This window comes from Bacillus sp. RAR_M1_44 (assembly GCF_020165935.1).
GTDB classification, from domain to species: domain Bacteria; phylum Bacillota; class Bacilli; order Bacillales; family Bacillaceae; genus Bacillus; species Bacillus altitudinis.
Window position 1 is genome coordinate 157,381 of the sequence record NZ_JAIUKX010000001.1, and the last position, 19,732, is coordinate 177,112.

Genomic DNA, 19,732 nt, shown 5'->3' on the forward strand with positions numbered 1-19,732 from the left:
TTTTGCTATGCTTTAAAAATGCTTGTAAATCCTTTCGCCAATGAGCCCACTTGATTCATTGTACTCATCATTTGTCCAGCAGTATCAAACATTTTATTAAAATCGTATTGCCCATTCGTTTTTTTAAATTGTGACAGCACACTTTTAAATTGAGATGATTGCTGTTTTTGTGGCCTTGGCAAAGGATAAGGATTCATAGGTTGCTGCATAGGCATCATGCCCGGCGGCTGCATTTGCGGCTGATTCATTGCTTCAGGCTGCGGCTGATAAGGCTGGAAGTTTTCCTGATATCCAAAAGGCGGCTGATAGCCTGCAGACGGCGGCTGGTTCATTTCACCTTGATATGGGGGCATGAAATATTCTGGAGGCTGCGGAGGCTGCTGCATATCTGGATACGGAAAAGGCCGTTGCTGAAATTGATTCATTTGATAAGATGGCTGGTTTGAATAAGGGAACATGTATCTCGCTCCTCTCGCTCTGAAAACATATTGAAGTCAATGATATATTATGTTCAGGAAGCAGAAGATGTGCCTACAGCAGCCATAAGAAAAACGCAGACTGTTTCATCAGCTGCGTTTGTTGATTTCTTCTATTAAAAGGTTCAGTGTATAAATCACTGACTCAACTAAATTTTTCACACGAGGTGCATGCTGTTTGCCAAAATAAGATTGCAGCACAACCTCTTTTCCATTTTCTTGGACGGCTTCAAGCTGTTCTTGATGTAAGTATCTAGGTTTGACCTGATGAATAAATGAGGTAGCAGCAGTAAGCCACTCTTCCATTTGCTGATCAAATTTGACAACGGCCGGCTGAATATCGTTGTAAAAATCATAAACTGGGTATTCCTCTTCTGCCTTTCCCTTAAGGTACTGCTCGTATGCTTCTTCGATCCACGTGATCAACTCTTGTGTATGTTCAAGTAATGTTTGATTATCCAAAGTGTTCACCTCTATGAACCATCCTATCAAACGTTTACTTATTGCTCAAATAGAAAAGCTATCCGGCGTGATATGCGGGTCTTGCCTGCAGCTTATACTCTGCTGCATGAATTTTCAATTCACATTCCTTCACTTCAGATTCAAGACGGTCAATGATTTGTTCTTGCTCCTCTACGGCAGCGTTTTTTGTTTTTTTGACAGCTAAAGACAGTTCTTCTTCCACCGCATCAATCTTTCGCTCAATTTCCTCTAACAACTGCATAATGGATTCTTTTGATACAAATTCGCTCATCATCAGATTCCTCCTTTATCATCTCTCGTTACATTCTCTTTTCTTTTACTCCCTCCTTCATACATGACAAAACTAGAACTAAATCGCCAATCTAAGTGAAGATAAGCGCAATTTCTTCCATTTCGACACGTGCTTGTCCTTCTTTGTATGATCGCGTCCGATTGTGTAAATTCTAAGGACAAAGGAGGTAGATGTCATGAAAAAGCAGCAAGCACCAAAAGAGCAAAAAACAAAAGGGAAAGAAAACAGTACAGATCAGCTTGATAAAAAGCTCGGCGGCCCTAACCGTCCATCCACGTAAAAAAAGCAGGTACCCCCTGCTTTTTATTTATGCAAAAAATAGTGTTCTAATGAGAAAAGAAAACGAAGCTGCCTTTTTTTATGAAAATACCAGTCGGTCAGCTCAATTTGTTTTGGTAAACGCTCTGCTTCAAACAAGGATGGACTCAATTTCTTTTGAAACCAATCTTCCCTTTGATCGTCTAATGAATGTGTCATGACTGGATACACCGTTCTGAGGAAAGGGCTTGACCTTCGCGCAATCCCTAAAAACGGTTCAAAATCAAATCGAGATCCCGTATGCGGCACGGTATGCAAAAAATGATAAAAATCCGAAAACAAATCGGCTCGAAACAATAGTTTTGCTAGTTTTTTCCCTAACGTAATGCGCTCTTTTACTTGGGAAAACTTTCGTATGGTTAAGCCGTACAAATGCCCGTCTACTGTCGGAAAAACGACGGTTTGAAAATGTGCCCACTCGCTGAAAAGATATTGAATCGAGTGAAAAACATTCTTTTTCAGGAGAGGATTTTGTATAATAGGAGATTGTATAGTATATTGTTCATTTATGATGAGTGCATGCAGCAATCGCTCTCTGTCACGCTTTTGCCAAAATCGTTCCCACTCAGCGCTCATAAAACGAGACACACCGAAATGGGGCAGCAGATGAAATAAAGGCTTGCGGCACCTTTTTGACCATTCATACAAGAGAAGCTGCGGGTAAGCATCTGAAAAGATCAGCCAATTCGCTCTTTCATACGCTGTAAAGAACAGATGCCCTTGCTGATCCGTTAAACCCGGATGGAAGAGCTCGCCTTTTAAATCTGTCATCGACCATCCAGCATTTCTCGAGACAAAAGAAGCAAGCAGAGACCATTTCATCTCTGGATGACGGTCATAAAAGCGCTTGTACGCATTTGTCCTTGTCAGGTTGTCCTTATTTTTCGCTTTCGTTTCATGTAAAATATGCTGGGTAATCATGTGCTCTTGTTGTGACAACATGGTGATCTCTCCAATACAAAATGCATTAAAAGGAGGCTGAAACTTGATGATTCGGTATCCTAACGGAAAATCGTATCAGCCCATTCAACAAATTGGGACAAAAAAAAGAATCAGCGGCGAATCATCTTATAGTAACCGCGGGATGACGCTTGAAGCTGACTTAAATGAAACGAACCAGTACTATTTGGTCAACGGGATTGCAGTCATTCATAAAAAGCCTACCCCTGTTCAAATTGTCAATGTGGATTATCCAAAAAGAAGCGCTGCTGTCATTAAAGAAGCCTATTTTAAACAATCCTCCACAACAGACTACAACGGGGTATACAAAGGGCGCTATATCGATTTTGAAGCAAAGGAAACCAAAAGCACCACCTCGTTTCCGCTCAAAAATTTCCACGACCATCAAATTGAGCATATGAAACAGGTTGAAAAGCAAGGCGGTATTTGTTTTGTTATTATATCCGCATTTGGTTCCGTTTATTATTTGTCCGCTACTGACCTCTTCTTCTTTTGGGAGCGGCAGCAGCAAAACGGCCGTAAATCCATTAGCAAAGATGAATTAATGGAAGCAGGTCACCTCATGACACTTGGATATTCGCCAAGAATTGATTATATTAAAGTAGTGGAGACACTTCATTTTTCGGATGAAAGCAAGCATCATTTACGTTCGAAAAAGGTTTAACACGAAAGGTTGAGATGTGATGTCTGATCAATTTACAAGTCGTGAACAGCGACGTAAAGCAAGTCAAGAAAACAATAAGAAGCAAAAGAACAAAAAAGGCAAAAAGAAAGCAGGTCTATTTAAAAAAATATTTTTATCTTTACTCGTGATCGGTCTTCTTTGTTTAGTAGCCGGAATCACAACTTTTGCCGTTTTTGCATCAAGCGCTCCTTCTATTGATGATAGCAAGCTAAAAACGCCGTATTCTTCAAAACTTTACGATAAAGACAAAAAAGTCTTTGCAGAAGTCGGGGCGGAAAAAAGAACGTATGTCTCGATTAAAGATATACCCGACGTGGTAAAAGATGCGTTTATTGCAACTGAAGATGCACGTTTTTATAAACACCACGGGATTGATCCTATCCGTATTGGCGGTGCTCTTGTCGCAAACGTCGAGGACGGTTTTGGAGCAGAAGGTGGAAGTACGATTACACAGCAGGTTGTGAAGAACTCCCTGCTTAACAATCAAAAGACGTTAAAACGTAAAGTACAGGAAGTGTGGCTCTCGATTCAGCTTGAGCAAAAATACTCTAAAGATGAAATTTTAGAAATGTATTTAAACCGTATTTTCTTCTCTCCTTATGCTTATGGTGTTGGGAAAGCGGCTGAACAATTTTTCGGAGTGACAGATTTAAATAAACTAACTGTTGCACAGGCTGCCACACTTGCAGGTATGCCGCAAAGTCCTTCTGCCTATAACCCAGTGAAACATCCAGAGGCAGCGGAAAAACGTCGTAATATCGTTTTAGGCCTAATGAAAAAACAAGGCTATATTTCAGAAAAAGATTATGAGGAAGCAAAAGCAACACCTGTCAGCAAAACAGTTGTTTCAGCTGATAAATATAAGAGTCAAAACTCAAGTAAGTACTCTGCTTATATTGAAGAAGTCATGGAAGAAGTACAGAAAAAAGCCAAAGTAGATGTATCAACAGATGGATTAAAAATCTATACTTCTCTTGATCGAAAAGCACAGGATCATCTGGATGACATCATCAATGGGGATTCAGCCGGATTTACGAAAGGTATGCAAGCTGGAGTCACCCTGCTAGATACAAAAAATGGTGAAATTCGTGCCATTGGCGGTGGTCGTGATGTACCAGCCGGCGGCTTTAACTATGCCACTGATGCAAAACGCCAGCCGGGATCTACAATCAAACCAATTTTAGATTACGGTCCTGTAATTGAAAACAAAAAATGGTCAACATATCAGCAAATTGATGATGCGCCTTATACGTACTCTAACGGTACACCAATTAACAACTTTGACAGAAGACACTTAGGGAAAATGTCGATGAGAAGTGCTTTGGCACAATCACGAAACATCCCTGCTTTAAAAGCTTTCCAAGAAGCTGGTACAGATAATGCTGTTCAATTCGCCAATAACTTAGGTTTGGACTTACCTTCTGACATCCCTGAGTCTTACTCAATCGGCGGATTTGACGAAGGTGTCTCTTCTCTTAAAATGGCTGGTGCATTTAGTGCATTCGGTAACAACGGATACTATAATGAACCGCATGCTGTAACGTCTGTTGAATTTAATGACGGAACGAAGCTTGACTTAACGCCAGACTCAAAAGCAGCCATGAGTGATTACACTGCATTTATGATCACAGATATGCTGAAAACTGCTGTACAATCTGGAACAGGTACACTCGCACAAGTACCGAATGTTCAAGTAGCTGGTAAAACAGGTACAACCAACTTTACACAAGATGATATTAATAAATACAACATCCCTTCTGGCGGTGCGAAAGATTCATGGTTTGTCGGTTACACGCCGCAATACACAGCAGCTGTGTGGACTGGAATCGGCAACTCAAAAGATGCGGACGGCAAAATGTGGCTTACGGATTATGAACAACGTGTTGCCAAAGTTGTCTTCCAGAAATTAATTTCTCAAATTGATGATGGAAGCGGCTCATTTGAAAAACCAGATAGTGTCGTTGAAGCAACGGTTGAAAAAGGATCAGATCCAGCGAAGTTAGCTGGACCAAACACACCAAGTGATAAGAAGACAACGGAATACTTCGTCAAAGGAACTGTCCCAACAAAAGTTTCTGACACATATGAAAAGAAAGAAGCTGACAAACCATCTGACTTAAAAGCGGTGTATGATGAAGAGAAAAAATCGATTACACTCACTTGGGGTTATGATGACGATGCAGATGCAACATTTAATGTAAAGCAAGCGGTCGATGATGGCGGCTATAAAGACATTCAAAACAGCTCTTCTAAAGAAGCCGTCATCTCTGATGTGAAGCCAGGATCCACCTATAAATTCCAAGTGACAGCGACTGTAGACGATGTCACAAGTAAAGCGGCTTCTACCTTCCTCACCATTAAAGATGACGAAGAAGAGGAAGAAAAAGCAGATGATGAGAACAAAGAAGAAGAAGAGCCACAGCAACCTGATGATGAGCAGACAGATCAAACTGATGATAATCAAAACCAAGGTGGCACTGATGAACAGAAGCCTGATGATAAAAAAGATCAAGGCGGAAATACCGAAAACGGCAATGGTGGTTCAAGTGATGGCTCAGACAGTACAAATGGAAACAGCAACTCACAGAGCGATGCCAATAAAGATAAAAAGAAAGACGACGAGAAAGCCAATTCTCAAAGCTCAAATACTCAGTCAAATTCTACTTCTCGCAAAGAAGACGAATAACAAAAAAGCACTTGCCCTATGTGGCAAGTGCTTTTTTAACGATTTTGTTTAAGCTTTCTGAGTGCTTCGTATTTTCCATACTGCTTTTTGAGCTCTGTGTATAACTCGTCCAATTGAATAAAGCAATGATATTGGGTAGGTTTAAGCAAAATAAACTCTAATCGTTCTGTCCAGTTAATGGGGGCTACTGGAAACGTCTGATGTTTGATTTCCTCCCAATCAATGGTTTGAAGCTTCTCTCCTTTGATCCAGTAAAACATTGCAATCATACTGACAATGCCTTGCAGCATATCATCCTCTTCACACCGAGATTTTCTCGTTTGAAAGCGAGGAAGCATGTTGTCTTTTAATTCATTCCACAGATCAAACATCAAAGGAACAAATTCTTCCGTTTTCTGCCACGGTTGCTCATCTAGTAAAGGTTCTGAAGATAGATCAAATGCGAGTGGATTGTTTCTTAATATATCCTTCTTTTCGCCGCTTACCTCTATCTTTTTCTCTTTTAGCTTTTCGACATATGAGGTGAAAACAGCTGCCCCGCTCATGCCAGCTTCACCAGCCCTTTTTTCAGCCTCTTCTGCCCTTCTCTACACATATCAAGAAGTGGACAAGATTCACACTGTGGCCGCTGCGCCTTACAGTGATATCTGCCGAAAAAGATGAGACGATGATGGGTTACGGACCAATCCTCTTTTGGCACCTTCTTCATTAAGGTTTGCTCTACCTCAAGAACAGAATCCTTCCAGCGGCAAATCCCAAGTCGTTTGCTGACGCGCTCGACATGTGTATCTACTGCAATGGCGGGAATTCCAAAAGCGACAGACACAACGACATTTGCTGTTTTCCGCCCAACTCCTGGGAGCTTGATTAGCTCATCTCGATCTCTTGGCACTTCACCGCCATAATCTTCAATCAGCATTTGGCTTAATTTTTGAATGTTTTTTGCCTTATTACGATAAAGACCGATCGAACGAATATCCTGCTGCAACTCTTCAAGCGGCACACTTAAATAGTCTTCTGGTGTTTTATATTTTTGAAATAGATGTTTGGTCACTTTGTTCACTAGAACATCTGTACATTGCGCTGAAAGTGCGACAGCAATCACTAGTTCAAATGGATTGGAATGAACAAGCTCACACTCAGCCTCTGGAAACATATCCCCTATAATATCTAAACATTCATTGATTTGTTTTTTTGATAACATGCCTTCTCCTTTATTGGTTATTGTTCCAGCCAATTATAAAAAGGAACTTGTCGTTTATATGAAGATGTTTCTTCTTTTGAAGGTGGGGCTTTTTGCTGCGAACGGAAATGCTGGCTATGCTCTTTCGCTTCTTCCGCTGTTTTCAGCCCTTTCTTTTTCCACTCAAATAAAATTCGATCGATATAGCGAAAATTTAATTTTCCGGATAAAACGGCTTCTCTTAGAGCAAGACGAATCATCTCAGCATCATGATGGTCTTGATCCATCCAGATCGAGAGTGTTTCCCCTTCAAGAGGAGAAAGTGGTCTACCAAACTCATCTTCAAATAGCGCATATAAAGACTTTTCAGCCTGCACATGATTCTTTTGCAGGTCTTTCGCCTGTTTTGCTTCTAAAAAGTCATACAGCACACCCCATAAGGGTTCTACCGAGTACCGGTCATGCTGAATACCAGACCTGTCTTCAAACGGCTGGATCGAAATAAACCCTTTTTGAATCAAATACTGCACCATATAAGCACATTCTTCGGCCGAAATGGTCATACCATGTGAAAGCTCTTCAAATGTCTGAAAAAAGACGCCTTGTTCTTCATTCATTTTAATCTTTAACATGACCATCATTTGTGATTCATTCAGTCCTAATTGCTCATAATGGGCAATCAGCAAATTAGGCAAACTGGTCGAACCCATTTTCTGCATATCTATAAATTGCTGCCTTTTCATCGGATACACCTCTTCACTTTCAGTATATCACGTTTTCTCATACGTGCTGTCCTTAAGACGTTTGAAAAAGCCTCCATATATTGGAGGCTTTCACGTCTTAAGGATATAAACGGTTTAATAATCTTGGGAATGGAATTGTTTCACGCACATGCGGCGCTCCGCTAATCCAAGCAACTGTTCGTTCAAGTCCAAGACCAAAACCTGAATGTGGTACAGAACCATACTGTCTTAATTCTGTGTACCATTTGTACGTTTCTTGATCTAGCCCATGTTCTTTTAGTCTTGCTTCAAGCAGATCTAAATCATGAACACGTTCAGAACCGCCGATAATCTCTCCATAGCCTTCTGGTGCAATTAAATCTGCACAAAGGACGACATCATCACGGTCTGGTGCAGGTTGCATATAAAATGGTTTTAATGAGGTTGGGTAATGAGTGATAAAGACTGGTTTATCATAGCTTTCGGCGATCGCTGTTTCGTGCGGCGCACCGAAGTCATCTCCCCATTCAATGTCATCAAATCCTTTGTCCTGCAAGAATTTAATCGCTTCATCATATGTGATGCGCGGGAATGGTGCTTTGATGTTTTCTAATTTTGCTGTATCACGGCCAAGTGTGTGCAGTTCTACTTTACAGTTTTCAAGTACACTTTGAACAACGTGAGACACATAATTTTCTTGGTACTCAAGGTTCTCATTGAATTCAACAAATGCCATCTCAGGCTCGATCATCCAGAACTCGATTAAATGACGTTTCGTTTTCGATTTTTCTGCTCTAAATGTTGGACCAAATGAGAATACTTTTCCGAGTGCCATCGCAGCAGCTTCCATGTAAAGCTGTCCACTTTGAGAAAGATATGCATCTTCATCAAAATATTTAGTAGCAAACAGCTCTGTTGTTCCTTCTGGAGCACTTCCTGTTAAGATTGGCGGATCCACTTTCACGAAACCTTCTTGATGGAAAAACTCATATGTAGCACGAATAATTTCATTACGGATTTTCATAATGGCATGCTGTTTTTTAGAACGCAGCCATAAATGACGGTGATCCATTAAGAATTCTGTTCCATGTTCTTTTGGTGTAATTGGGTAATCTGTTGCTTCGTGAATCACTTCAATGGATTTCACTTGTAATTCAAAACCAAGTGGTGAACGTTCGTCTTTTGTTACTTGTCCTGTGACATAGACCGATGTCTCTTGTGTCACTGATTTCGCAAGTTTAAAGACTTCCTCTTCCACCTCTGCTTTTACAACGACTCCTTGAATAAAGCCTGTCCCATCGCGAAGCTGCAAGAATGCAATTTTCCCGCTTGAACGTTTATTGGCAATCCATGCGCCGATTGTTACTTCTTCATCGACGTGTTTAAACACTTGATTAATAGTTGTTTTCAACATATTTCCCTCCAAAGCCAGAAAGAAACTCACCTTGTTAGATAGGTGTGATTCTTTTTTCATACATTTTATTATAACCGTTCTAAATCAGCATGGTCAACGCAAGACAGAAGAAACTATGGTGTTAAATTTTTTTCCACTCGTCCTGTCGTAAAATCAACATAGCTGAAACTATATTGGTTGTTCTCATTTAAGTACGTTACTTCCCAAAGGAGGACGTCACCTTCTCGTGCTAATTGAACATTTTTTAGCTTAGAAATGGTGTTCTCCTTTTGAACGGCTTGTACTGCTTGGTTTGAAGTAATGCCTTCTTTTGCTTTTTTAGCAATGACTTTTTCTTTTTTGCTGGCAGGTACCCACACATAGATCGCTTCGTTTTGTTTGTTTTTACCTTCCACAATAAATTGCTTTTCTTTCCCAACAAAGGTATCCACTTGCTCTACTTGTGCTAATGATGCTTGCTTTTTTGCTCGTTCAATCGCTGCCTCATGACCTTCTTCTTTTTGACCCATGGCCATTTGATAAATCCACGAAAAGCTAATGATGCCAATGAGTAAAACGAGCGCAGCAATGGATGAAATAATCCAAACTATTTTTTTCATGTCAAGCTTCCCCTATGTGCGATATATGGTAAATATCGCTTGATTTTGATCTTCTTGATCTAATGCTAATCCAAACATAAGATCTTCCCTTTTAAGCGTTCTGTTCAGCAAATCGACGATTTTGTATAGGTCTTCTGAATGCTTAATTTGAACAGTTGAAAGTACCTCTATTTTACTTTCCACTTCTAATTCCTCCTCGGTACGTAAATATTGTTAGTCATACTTTTCAATGTGAGAACCGATACTATTTTTACAACGGAACATAAAAAGCCGTTACGATAAATTAACTCCAAACCCACACCAGTGAAAGGCCGCTTATGACAGCGGCTTTTCGTTGTTAAGCTTTTCTATAAACGCCTCAAGCGACTCTTTGGACATCTCGTGAACTGGCGCATGATGAAGTGATTCTAAAAATAGTTTTCCATACGAAGCGGTTTTCACTCGGCGGTCTAAAATCAGCAATGTTCCGATGTCTTTTTCCGAGCGCAGCAAGCGGCCGGCTCCTTGCTTAAAAGTTAACACAGCTTCCGGGAGAGCGACGGCTTTAAACGGATTCTTCCCCTGTTTTTTTGCAGCTTCACATTTTGCTTCAATGAGTGGTGAATCGGGTGGTCGGAAAGGAAGCCTTGCCATAATGACGGTCGTTAGCTCTGAGCCAGGAAAATCCACACCTTCCCAGAAACTCCCTGTTCCTAGCAAGATGGCTTGCTTCGCCAATTTGAACATTTTTGTCAATTTTACAGGGCTCCCGCCTGTCAAACCTTGAGCAAACAATGCCGATTGCATACCTTCTGATTTCAGCTCTTCATACACTGCTTTTAACATCTCATGTGAATTAAATAACACCAATATTTTCGCTTGATCCTGCTTTTCCATGATCTTAATATATGTTGCAGCTTGCTTCACATATTCGCGTTCATCACGGTTTGTGATCGGCGGCATGTCAGCCGGTACAACGACCTTAAGCTGTTTTTCAAGTTCAAAAGGTGAATCAATTTGGACAAGGTGCGGGTAAAAATCTTGCAGGCCAAATCGTTCCAAGCAATAATCAAAGCGTTGATTGATGGTAAGCGTCCCTGATGTGAGGACAACGCTTTTTTTGTTCATAAAAAACCGATCAGCTAGCAGCTCCCCTGTATCTAGCGGCTGCGCGTGCATAAAGACAGCATTCTTGGCACCCTTTGCATCAATCTCAATCCAAACGGTTTCATCATTGTTTGGTTCAAAGATAAACCGGTACAGCGTACTGCAGAATGTCTGCATAAACGACATCACTTGATCGTATTCTTCTGCTTCAAATGCAAAGTGTTCTATGAACTGATCACTTTTGTGAAGCAGCTCATTTTTTTGCTGCTCATACAGTTTCTCACAAGCAATCAATAATGAACAAAGCTTACTCGCTGATTCTTTAATTCGGACCCACTGAGCATGTTTTGAATGATGACGGACTCTATGAATGAGACGATTGATGTCCGCTTTTGGTTTTGTCCTTTTGACAAAAGAATGTACGGTACTAAAAAATGCGTCACTTTCCATCTGAAGCTGCTGAAGATACTCGTCCATTTCAATAAAGGTGTCAGTTGATAAACCTGCCCCATGAAATCTCTTTTTCAATTTCTTAAGCAGCCCGCCATGCAAAGAGCCAAGCTGCGTTAATTTCGCATGAAGCTGGATATAAGACGCACTGTCACCTAGCGTTTCATTGGCTGTTTTTTCAAATTGGTGGGCCTCATCAATCACATAGACGTCTGCATCCTGAAAGATAGAGGCTCCTTCCGTTTGGGATAAAAGCAGACGGTGATTCGTCAAAATTAAGTCAGCGGTTTGAGCCTTTCGTTTAGCCCGTTCATAAAAACAATGTTCTTTAAAACGGCGTTTTTTCGATGTAAATGGCATGTGTACACAGGAGATACGGTCTTTTATATTTGCAGCTCCTGACGGTAAATTCAGTTCAGACAAATCACCTGTTTCAGTGACAAGGAGCCACATTAAAATTTGCGCTTTTGTTAAGACAACATCATAGTTATCATCTTCCTCATGCAGCACATGCTCAAACTTATCTAAACAAATATAATGTGCCCGCCCTTTAAACACACAGGCGGCTGGCTCAAATGGGAGCAATTGCTTGAGTAGCGGAACATCGCGCTGAAGCATTTGCTGCTGCAGTAAAATAGAATATGTACTGATAATGACAGGTTTTCCTGATTTCTTTGCTTCTAAAGCAGCTGGTATAAGATAAGCGAGTGTTTTCCCGATTCCTGGCGCCGCTTCAATTAAAGCATAAGCTCTTTCATGGAACGCATCTCTTACTTTGTTCATCATCGTGAGCTGGCCTTCTCTTACTTCATAGCCTTCTAATGTTTGAGGAAGTTTCTCTTTTATCTCCTCAAACAGCTGCTCGTCGTCAGCGCCTACTGCATATGTCGATTCAGTGATAGGATTGGTCACATCTTTCACAGCAAAAGATCCTACTTCTACAAGCGAATCATCCTGACTCGTGTGATTGGTTTCAAGCTGCTTAATTAATAGTCCTATATCACTTAGAAGATAAGAGGATAATCTGCGCAGCTGTTTTAACACATTTGGCGGTGTATTCCTTAATTGATCTAATAAGGTTAAAAATAACATGGCAGTAACTTCCGCATCACTATCCGCCCTGTGCGGGTGGTCATGTGGAAGCATGAGCTCTTCGCTTAATTCAGTTAACTTATAACCTTCAAGCTCAGGATAAAGAATTCTAGAAATTTCAACCGTATCAATCGCTAGCACATCCAGCTCATTTTTCCCGCATGCTTTTAGTTCATCGTTTAAAAAGTTCAAATCAAAATGAACATTGTGCGCAACAAAATAAGCGCCCTGTATGAGATCATACACCTCTTGGGCAATGTCCTCAAAAAACACCGCGTCATCAACCATGTGCTGCTTAATACCTGTCAGCTGTTCAATAAATCCAGGAATCGTTTTCCCTGGGTTCACATATTTTGAATACCGTTCGACAATTTGTCCATTTTCAATGACCACCGCAGCAATTTGAATGATTTTATCACCTTTTTTTGGTGAATTCCCGGTGGTTTCAATATCAACGACAACAAACCTTTGATCGGTCATAAAATGGACACCTCAATTCCTCGTTCCACTCATAGTGAAACACACTCTGGGCAATATAGCTGAAACAGAACAGCTTCCTTATGATGAAACTGTTCTGTTTCCATGTGAGCGTGCGTTATAAAATCGTTCTTGCAGGCTCTTGCCCAATCATTTGTTCAATTTGATTTTGTTTATTTAACACGACCACTTTAGGTGTGTGCGATTTCGCTTCTTCCTCTGACAACATCCCATAAGCGATAATAATGACTTCATCTCCTGGCTGAACCAATCTTGCTGCCGCACCATTTAAACAAATGACACCGCTCTTTCTTTCTCCAGGGATGATATATGTTTCAAGTCTAGCACCATTGTGATTATTGACAATTTGCACTTTCTCATTTGCCATCATGCCTGCCGCATCAAGCAAATCTTCGTCGATAGTAATACTACCTACATAGTGTAAGTTTGCTTCAGTCACTGTCGCTTTATGAAGTTTCGAGGTCATAAAAGTTCTATACATGTTTTTCACCGCTTTCAGGAACATGGAAAATCACATTATCAATCAGTCTTGCCCGGGAGAACTTCACAGCAATGGCAATGATCACTTGCCCCGTTAAGTGCTGAAGGGGTTCAAGCTCTGGATAGGAGTAAATGTCAATATAATCGATTTCTCCACTTGTTTGAAGAATCTCCTCTTCCACTAATTGATAAATACGATTTACATCATGTTCACCCTTTTCTACAGCTGTCTGTCCTTTTTTTAATGCCCGGTATAAAGCAGGTGCTTCTTGCCTTTCTGTTTCAGACAAATACACGTTTCTTGAACTTTTCGCTAAACCGTCTTCTTCTCGAACAGTAGGAACAGACACAAGGTGAAGATCAAAAAAGAAATCCTTGATCATCGCATCGATAACAGCGACTTGCTGTGCATCCTTTAGACCAAAGTATACATTGGTTGGTGCGACAAGGTGAAACAGCTTTGTCAGCACCGTGACAACGCCGTCGAAGTGTCCTGGGCGTTTCTTCCCGCATAAGACGTCTGTACGCTTTTGAACAGTCATCGTAATCGATGGCTCATCTTTGTACATTTCCTTCACATCAGGTGTAAATAATATATCTACTCCAGCTTCTTCAGCAAGACGCTGGTCTCTTTTCATATCTCTTGGATAGGATTCAAAGTCTTCATTCGGTCCAAATTGCAATGGATTGACAAAGATGCTCATCACCACAATGTCATTTTGATCTCTTGCTTCTTTTGCAAGCGTAAGATGTCCTTCATGAAGGAAACCCATTGTAGGGACAAATCCAATGGAATGCTGCTTCTTTTGATGCTGCTTGATCATTTCTTTTAATTCATGAATATGGGAGACAACCTTCATTCCTTAGTCCCCCCATATAAACCATCAAGGACTTCTTCTTTCATATGAAAGGTATGAGCATCCTCTGGGAATGTGCGTGCTTTTACTTCTTTTGTATATTGTATGAGCGCTTCTTCTAATACAGCATCGATTTGCGCGTATTGTTTCACAAATTTAGGTGTTCTAGACACGCCGTACCCTACCACATCATGGTAAACGAGAACTTGTCCATCTGCTTCAGCCCCTGCCCCAATTCCGATCACAGGAATCTTTAGCATGTCAGTAATCCGTTTTGTCAGTTCACCAGGTACACACTCTAACACAAGGGCGATGGCACCTGCTTCCTCACATTTCAGACTATCTTCAATCAATTTCTGTGCACTCTCTTTGTCTTTTCCTTGCACTTTATAGCCGCCAAGGACACCGACTGATTGAGGGGTGAGCCCTAAATGGCTTACAACAGGAATGCCGCCTCTTGTAAGTGCTTGAATGGATTCAAATACTCCGTCTCCACCTTCAAGCTTTAAGGCATCAGCACCGCTTTCTTGCATAATGCGTGCTGCATTTTTCATCGTTTCTTCTAATGAATAATGATAAGACATAAATGGCATATCCGTCACAACAAATGTGTCTTTTGCGCCTCTTTTGACTGCTTTTGTGTGATGAATCATATCATCCATCGTCACTTGCACTGTGGAATCAAGTCCAAGGACAACCATCCCAAGTGAGTCACCAACTAAGATCATGTCGACTTCCGCTTTTTCCGCTTGCTTTGCAGCTGGATAGTCGTATGCTGTCAGCATCACGATAGGTTCGTTTTGTTCTTTCATTTTGAAAAAATCTAACTTTGTCTTCATTTGTTCCTCCTCATTCTGGAGAGGAGATGGCTTGTCTGATCTCACACGCTTTTATCTCTCATGTGCAGACGAATCATCCCTCTGTCCAAGTCCCTTAGGATCAAGGCAGAAATTTATCGAATTTTTCTTCTTAACAGGTACAGTTCTTTTACAGATACTGCCCACACGAAGTATATCAAAAATGTGCCGGGTGTTCCACTTAAGTTGACTTGATCTCAATGTCAGCGGAGTAGATGTTTTGGATTCCGCCCTCCGTTTCGAGTAAGAGGACCCCTTCATCATTAATCCCAAGCGCCGTTCCAGCATATTGTCCATTGACGGTGCGTGCGATGATACGCTTTCCAATGGTCATCGCATACGATTCCCATAATTGTTTGATCGGAGCAAAACCATAAGTCATATATTCATCATACCTTTTTTCAAAGGTGGACATGATGGTTTGAATCATTGCCGCTCTGTCTACCTTTTCACCCAGCTCCATTTGCAAACTCGTCGCAACATCCTTTAATTCTTCAGGAAAATCATTTGCCGTCTGATTCACGTTAATGCCTGGGCCAATAATGACTGCGTGAACTTGGTCAGCCTCTGCTTTTAATTCAGTCAAAATACCAACGACCTTTTTTCCGTTTAGCAAAATATCGTTTGGCCATTTGATCGATGGACTGAGACCCGTTTGCTGCGCTATGGCTTCAGCGATCGCGACAGATGCTAAAAGCGTCATTTGCGGCGCTTTGTACAGCGGTATTTCTGGCCGGAGAATCAAACTCATCCATATGCCTGTCCCATTTGGTGAATGCCACGTTCTTTGAAGGCGTCCTTTTCCGTTTGTCTGATGATCACTGACAACAAGCGAGCCGTGCGGGGCTCCTTTATTGACGAGGTCATGGGCAATGAGCTGAGTTGAGGCGACTTCTTCTTGAAAATAAATATGCCTGCCAAACAGCTCTGTTTCCAAACCAAACAGAATTTCGTCTTCACTAATTTTGTCCGGTTTACGAAGCAGCCGGTATCCTTTTCTTCTGACCGCTTCGACCTCATATCCCTCTTTTCGCAAATCCTCTATATGCTTCCATACTGCCGTTCGGGAGCAGCCAAGCTCATCACATATTTGCTGGCTTGAGACAAAATCTTGCTCAGATGCTGTAAATAGTTCAATTAATCGTTTTCTAATCGCTGATCGCACGCTATGAGCCACTCCTCTATGGCTTCTTTTCGGTTTTCAAGCTGGTTTTGCAAAACGGCTTTTTTCACAGAAGCAAGCTCTTCTGCAATCCATTTACCAGCTGGCTTTTGCCGAAAGGCCATCAAATCTTTTCCTGACACTGCAAGGTCTTGAAGCTGTTTAATCGGCAGCGCATCATATGAACGTTTCGCCGCCTCCAGCTCATCAAAGAAAATGCGACGCTCATGTTTGAGCTGCGTGATTTTCATACTAGAAAGCAGGACATGTTCACCAGCTTCAAACATTTTTTCCGCATCCCAGTCACAATCAACATATTTGCTAATGGCAACGGCTTCTTTTAAAAGTTTCGTTGATAACTTCCATTCTTTTAAAAAGGACACCGCCTCCGCCTCATCTAGACCAAGTAAATGGATAAAGGCTCCCCACACCTCATCTAACCCATCCAATAAATAATACGGGAAAGCTTGGAACGTTTCATTCAGCTGATCCTTTTTGAGGCCAGGCAATTCTTCATACAATTTGGTGGAGATGAGCACCTTGATGGCTTGCTCACAGTAGCGTCCTTTTAAAAGTTTTTCCATTTCAATCTTTTTGCGCTCAACAGATATGTTGGCAAGCAGGTGTTTATCTTTTTTCATGGCTTCTTCCGTCTCTTTAGAAAGCTCAAACCCGAGCTGGCTTAAAAACCGCACCGCTCTCATCATCCGAAGCGCGTCTTCTTGAAAGCGGCACGCAGGATCTCCAACCGTTTGAATTCGTCTCCGCTTAATATCCCGCTTACCGCCTACATGGTCAATGATGTCACCATGAATATCCATGGCTACTGCATTGATCGTTAAATCTCTTCTTAAAAGATCTTCTTTTAGTGATGAAATAAACGCCACTTCTTTAGGCCGGCGAAAGTCTTCATATTCTGATTCAGTCCGAAACGTAGTGACCTCATAGCTGACCCCGTCAAGTAAAACAATAACAGTGCCATGCTCTTTGCCGACATCTACTGTTTTATCAAATAAAGACTCCACCACATCAGGTGTGGCATCTGTCGCAATATCGATATCCCCAACTTCCCTGCCTAAAAGGACATCTCTCACCGCACCGCCGACAAAATAAGCTTGATACCCATGTTCGTGCAGCGTATGTAAAATAGGGATCGCATGTGTGAATGGTTCATTCATCTTCAACATCACCTTCGATCAATTCTAAGTAAAGCTCTTCATACTCTCTCACAATTTTGTCAGAAGAGAAATTGGCTTCCACACTAGACTTGGCTGCCATCGATATTTGCTGATGGAGCGCATTGTCTTTCAGAATAGTGATGGCATGTTTTGCTGCTCCATCTACATCACCAAGCGGAACAAGGAATCCTGTCTCTCCATGTGCAATCACCTCTGGAATTCCTCCAACGTCTGTTCCTATACAAGGTACTCCGCATGCCATTGCTTCAAGTAGTACAAGACCAAAACTCTCTTTCTCAGAAAGCAGCAGCTTCAAATCACTAATCGAATAGAGCTCCTCCACCTTCTCTTGCTTGCCTAAAAATAACACGCGGTCCGTTAATCCAAGCTTTTTCACAAGCTCGCAAACAACCGATTTTTCAGGGCCGTCCCCAATCAGTAGCAGTTTTGCATTCACCTGTTCAGAAATCTGTTTAAACACATGGATCACGTCATGCACCCGCTTCACTTTACGGAAATTTGATACATGAATGACGACCTTCTCATCCTGCAGAAGACCATAATGCGTCTTCAGCACTTCGTGATCTTCACGCAAATATACGCGCTCATCGACGAAATTATGGATCGTATCAATTTTTTTATTCGGTTTAATCAGATCGTATGTCTGCGCAGCTAATGAATGTGATACAGCCGTTACGCGGTCAGATGATTCGATCGCAAACCGGATGACTTCCTTTAAAGATGGGTCATAGCCTAAAACCGTAATATCCGTGCCGTGAAGCGTGGTGACGACTTTGACAGACTGTCCAGTCATTTGCTTAGCTAAGAACGCACAGACGGCGTGAGGGACCGCATAATGCGCATGAATAATATCAAGCTTCTCTCGTTTTGCCACTTCTGCGAGTTTACTTGCCAGTGCAAGGTCATAAGGCGGATATTGAAACACAGCATATTGATTGACATCCACCTCATGAAAATAAATATTCGGATACACTTTATTGAGTCTAAACGGAATACTCGAGGTAATGAAATGAACATCGTGCCCTTTTTCAGCTAAACGTTTTCCAAGCTCTGTGGCAATAATGCCCGATCCGCCAACACTTGGATAACAAGTGATTCCGATCTTCAATTTTTTCATAATTACCCCCCAAGTAAGTCATCGTCCATCAAAAGTGGCTTCTTTGTCAGAAACCCTTCTGCAAAAGGTTTATTGACTTCCCTTCCATACATCGACTCTCTCATTTTGACAAAATCAATATAACCATTTACAAGCGGTGTCTCCACTGAACTCTCTGTTTTGACAAATTGGCTTTTATACGCATGTAAGCTATCAATTTTTTGGTTCATCTCGTCTGAGATATCGATCACAAAATCTGGACGATGGTGGCCGTTAATCATGTAATAATACATCTGGCTTATTTTATGCGCTGGCTGCTTGTATGAATCTTCAAATTTATGTATACCTGCAGAAAAAGCGGCCTCTTCTACAAGTGAACCCGCATGACCATGATCAGGATGTCGATCTTGGTGGTGCGGGGCAAAAATAAGTTTTGGTTTATATGTTCGGATGACACCTGCAATTTCTTTCATCGCTTCGTCATTCAGATAAAGTCCTCTATCTGGCAGCGTGAGCTGGATTCGAGTTGTGACGCCTAAAATGGCAGCGGCTGCTCTGGCTTCTTCTTTTCGGCTTTCAACCGTTCCGTTTGAAGATAATTCAGCCTGAGTCAAGTCACAAATCCCAACACGTGCCCCTTTTTTTACGTATTTTGCAATCGTTCCACCCATACCGATCTCTACATCATCGCTATGGGCACCGAATGCAAGGATATCAAGTGGTTTCATGCGTTCCTCCGTTTTTTGCTACATCTCGAAAATCAAACGTACCTTTATTTAAATTCCTGACTAAAATTTCGGCAGTCCCCATATTGGTCGCTAATGGAATGGCATACACATCGCAAAGCCGGATGAGTGCAGATACATCCGGTTCATGCGGTTGTGCAGTGAGAGGGTCTCTAAAAAAGAGCACAAGATCCATTGCATTATCAGCAATCATAGCACCAATCTGCTGATCCCCTCCAAGTGGTCCTGATTGGAAACGATGAACGGGAAGCCCAGTCGCTTCTTTCACTCTTAAACCTGTGGTTCCTGTTGCATAAAGTGTATGATCGGCCAAAATATCTCGATACGCAATGGCGAATTGAATCATGTCACTTTTTTTCTTATCGTGAGCGATTAAAGCAATGTTCATCAG

General features: G+C 41.5%; 22 protein-coding genes. 3 read left to right on the forward strand and 19 right to left on the reverse strand.

The genetic code is table 11. The annotated features are described in order from the left end of the window. Positions 1-5: 5 nt before the first annotated feature. The 3 genes from LCD34_RS00780 to LCD34_RS00790 all read right to left on the reverse strand — a co-directional run bounded on the left by LCD34_RS00780 (position 6) and on the right by LCD34_RS00790 (position 1,230). A complete protein-coding gene (locus tag LCD34_RS00780) occupies positions 6-458 on the reverse strand; it encodes a YppG family protein (RefSeq protein WP_224558415.1) in 453 nt (150 codons plus the stop codon). 108 nt (positions 459-566) lie between these two features. Continuing rightward, positions 567-947 carry a YppE family protein gene (locus LCD34_RS00785; protein WP_224558416.1) on the reverse strand — a complete coding sequence of 127 codons (381 nt, stop codon included), beginning with the start codon at positions 945-947 and terminating at the stop codon, positions 567-569. A gap of 49 nt (positions 948-996) precedes the next feature. Further along, positions 997-1,230, reverse strand: coding sequence for a DUF5446 family protein (locus LCD34_RS00790; RefSeq protein WP_224558417.1), 234 nt, complete (start codon positions 1,228-1,230; stop codon positions 997-999). 196 nt (positions 1,231-1,426) lie between these two features. Between LCD34_RS00790 and sspM the strand changes: the two genes are divergently transcribed. Continuing rightward, positions 1,427-1,531 carry an acid-soluble spore protein SspM gene (gene sspM, locus LCD34_RS00795; protein ID WP_017359731.1) on the forward strand — a complete coding sequence of 35 codons (105 nt, stop codon included), beginning with the start codon at positions 1,427-1,429 and terminating at the stop codon, positions 1,529-1,531. A gap of 23 nt (positions 1,532-1,554) precedes the next feature. On the opposite strand, the gene LCD34_RS00800 is transcribed toward sspM, so the two are convergent. Then, complete coding sequence (locus LCD34_RS00800) at positions 1,555-2,511, reverse strand: DUF2515 domain-containing protein (protein WP_050827322.1); 957 nt, start codon at positions 2,509-2,511, stop codon at positions 1,555-1,557. 46 nt (positions 2,512-2,557) lie between these two features. Between LCD34_RS00800 and recU the strand changes: the two genes are divergently transcribed. Both recU and LCD34_RS00810 read left to right on the forward strand, forming a co-directional pair. Then, the gene (gene recU, locus LCD34_RS00805; protein ID WP_050827323.1) at positions 2,558-3,193 is read left to right on the forward strand and encodes a Holliday junction resolvase RecU; all 636 of its coding nucleotides are present in this window, start codon (positions 2,558-2,560) and stop codon (positions 3,191-3,193) included. 19 nt (positions 3,194-3,212) lie between these two features. Continuing rightward, a complete protein-coding gene (locus LCD34_RS00810) occupies positions 3,213-5,900 on the forward strand; it encodes a PBP1A family penicillin-binding protein (protein WP_148779975.1) in 2,688 nt (895 codons plus the stop codon). 35 nt (positions 5,901-5,935) lie between these two features. On the opposite strand, the gene LCD34_RS00815 is transcribed toward LCD34_RS00810, so the two are convergent. From LCD34_RS00815 to mgsA, 15 genes are all read right to left on the reverse strand, one after another. Beyond that, the gene (locus LCD34_RS00815; protein ID WP_148779976.1) at positions 5,936-6,445 is read right to left on the reverse strand and encodes a YpoC family protein; all 510 of its coding nucleotides are present in this window, start codon (positions 6,443-6,445) and stop codon (positions 5,936-5,938) included. After that, positions 6,442-7,104: an endonuclease III gene (gene nth, locus LCD34_RS00820; protein ID WP_008344602.1), complete on the reverse strand. Its 663-nt coding sequence runs from the start codon at positions 7,102-7,104 to the stop codon at positions 6,442-6,444. Before nth ends, LCD34_RS00815 begins: the two co-directional genes overlap by 4 nt. A gap of 17 nt (positions 7,105-7,121) precedes the next feature. Continuing rightward, entirely contained in the window at positions 7,122-7,826 is a 705-nt protein-coding gene (locus LCD34_RS00825) for a DnaD domain-containing protein (RefSeq protein ID WP_007500879.1), read from the reverse strand. A gap of 97 nt (positions 7,827-7,923) precedes the next feature. Beyond that, positions 7,924-9,216, reverse strand: coding sequence for an asparagine--tRNA ligase (gene asnS / locus LCD34_RS00830; RefSeq protein WP_024718525.1), 1,293 nt, complete (start codon positions 9,214-9,216; stop codon positions 7,924-7,926). Positions 9,217-9,332: 116 nt separating this feature from the next. Next, the gene (gene tseB, locus LCD34_RS00835) at positions 9,333-9,818 is read right to left on the reverse strand and encodes a cell wall elongation/penicillin-binding protein regulator TseB (protein ID WP_224558418.1); all 486 of its coding nucleotides are present in this window, start codon (positions 9,816-9,818) and stop codon (positions 9,333-9,335) included. A 12-nt stretch (positions 9,819-9,830) separates the two neighbouring features. After that, on the reverse strand, positions 9,831-10,001 hold the full coding sequence (locus LCD34_RS00840; RefSeq protein WP_008344594.1) for a YpmA family protein: 171 nt from the start codon (positions 9,999-10,001) through the stop codon (positions 9,831-9,833). Between the two features lie 132 nt (positions 10,002-10,133). Then, the gene (gene dinG / locus LCD34_RS00845) at positions 10,134-12,926 is read right to left on the reverse strand and encodes an ATP-dependent DNA helicase DinG (RefSeq protein WP_224558419.1); all 2,793 of its coding nucleotides are present in this window, start codon (positions 12,924-12,926) and stop codon (positions 10,134-10,136) included. 115 nt (positions 12,927-13,041) lie between these two features. After that, positions 13,042-13,425 (reverse strand): aspartate 1-decarboxylase, encoded by a 384-nt coding sequence (gene panD / locus LCD34_RS00850; RefSeq protein ID WP_017359738.1) that lies wholly within the window; start codon positions 13,423-13,425, stop codon positions 13,042-13,044. After that, entirely contained in the window at positions 13,418-14,284 is an 867-nt protein-coding gene (gene panC, locus LCD34_RS00855) for a pantoate--beta-alanine ligase (protein WP_017359739.1), read from the reverse strand. The genes panD and panC overlap by 8 nt, the downstream gene beginning before the upstream one ends. Next, on the reverse strand, positions 14,281-15,120 hold the full coding sequence (panB, locus tag LCD34_RS00860) for a 3-methyl-2-oxobutanoate hydroxymethyltransferase (RefSeq protein ID WP_017367493.1): 840 nt from the start codon (positions 15,118-15,120) through the stop codon (positions 14,281-14,283). The genes panC and panB overlap by 4 nt, the downstream gene beginning before the upstream one ends. A 199-nt stretch (positions 15,121-15,319) precedes the next feature. Next, a complete protein-coding gene (locus LCD34_RS00865; RefSeq protein WP_224558420.1) occupies positions 15,320-16,303 on the reverse strand; it encodes a biotin--[acetyl-CoA-carboxylase] ligase in 984 nt (327 codons plus the stop codon). Next, positions 16,276-17,478 carry a CCA tRNA nucleotidyltransferase gene (locus LCD34_RS00870; RefSeq protein ID WP_017367495.1) on the reverse strand — a complete coding sequence of 401 codons (1,203 nt, stop codon included), beginning with the start codon at positions 17,476-17,478 and terminating at the stop codon, positions 16,276-16,278. The genes LCD34_RS00865 and LCD34_RS00870 overlap by 28 nt, the downstream gene beginning before the upstream one ends. Continuing rightward, the gene (gene bshA, locus LCD34_RS00875; protein ID WP_008344584.1) at positions 17,471-18,616 is read right to left on the reverse strand and encodes an N-acetyl-alpha-D-glucosaminyl L-malate synthase BshA; all 1,146 of its coding nucleotides are present in this window, start codon (positions 18,614-18,616) and stop codon (positions 17,471-17,473) included. Before bshA ends, LCD34_RS00870 begins: the two co-directional genes overlap by 8 nt. 2 nt (positions 18,617-18,618) lie before the next feature. After that, complete coding sequence (gene bshB1, locus LCD34_RS00880) at positions 18,619-19,323, reverse strand: bacillithiol biosynthesis deacetylase BshB1 (protein ID WP_108611134.1); 705 nt, start codon at positions 19,321-19,323, stop codon at positions 18,619-18,621. Further along, complete coding sequence (gene mgsA / locus LCD34_RS00885; protein ID WP_048001888.1) at positions 19,310-19,729, reverse strand: methylglyoxal synthase; 420 nt, start codon at positions 19,727-19,729, stop codon at positions 19,310-19,312. The genes bshB1 and mgsA overlap by 14 nt, the downstream gene beginning before the upstream one ends. Positions 19,730-19,732: the final 3 nt, after the last annotated feature.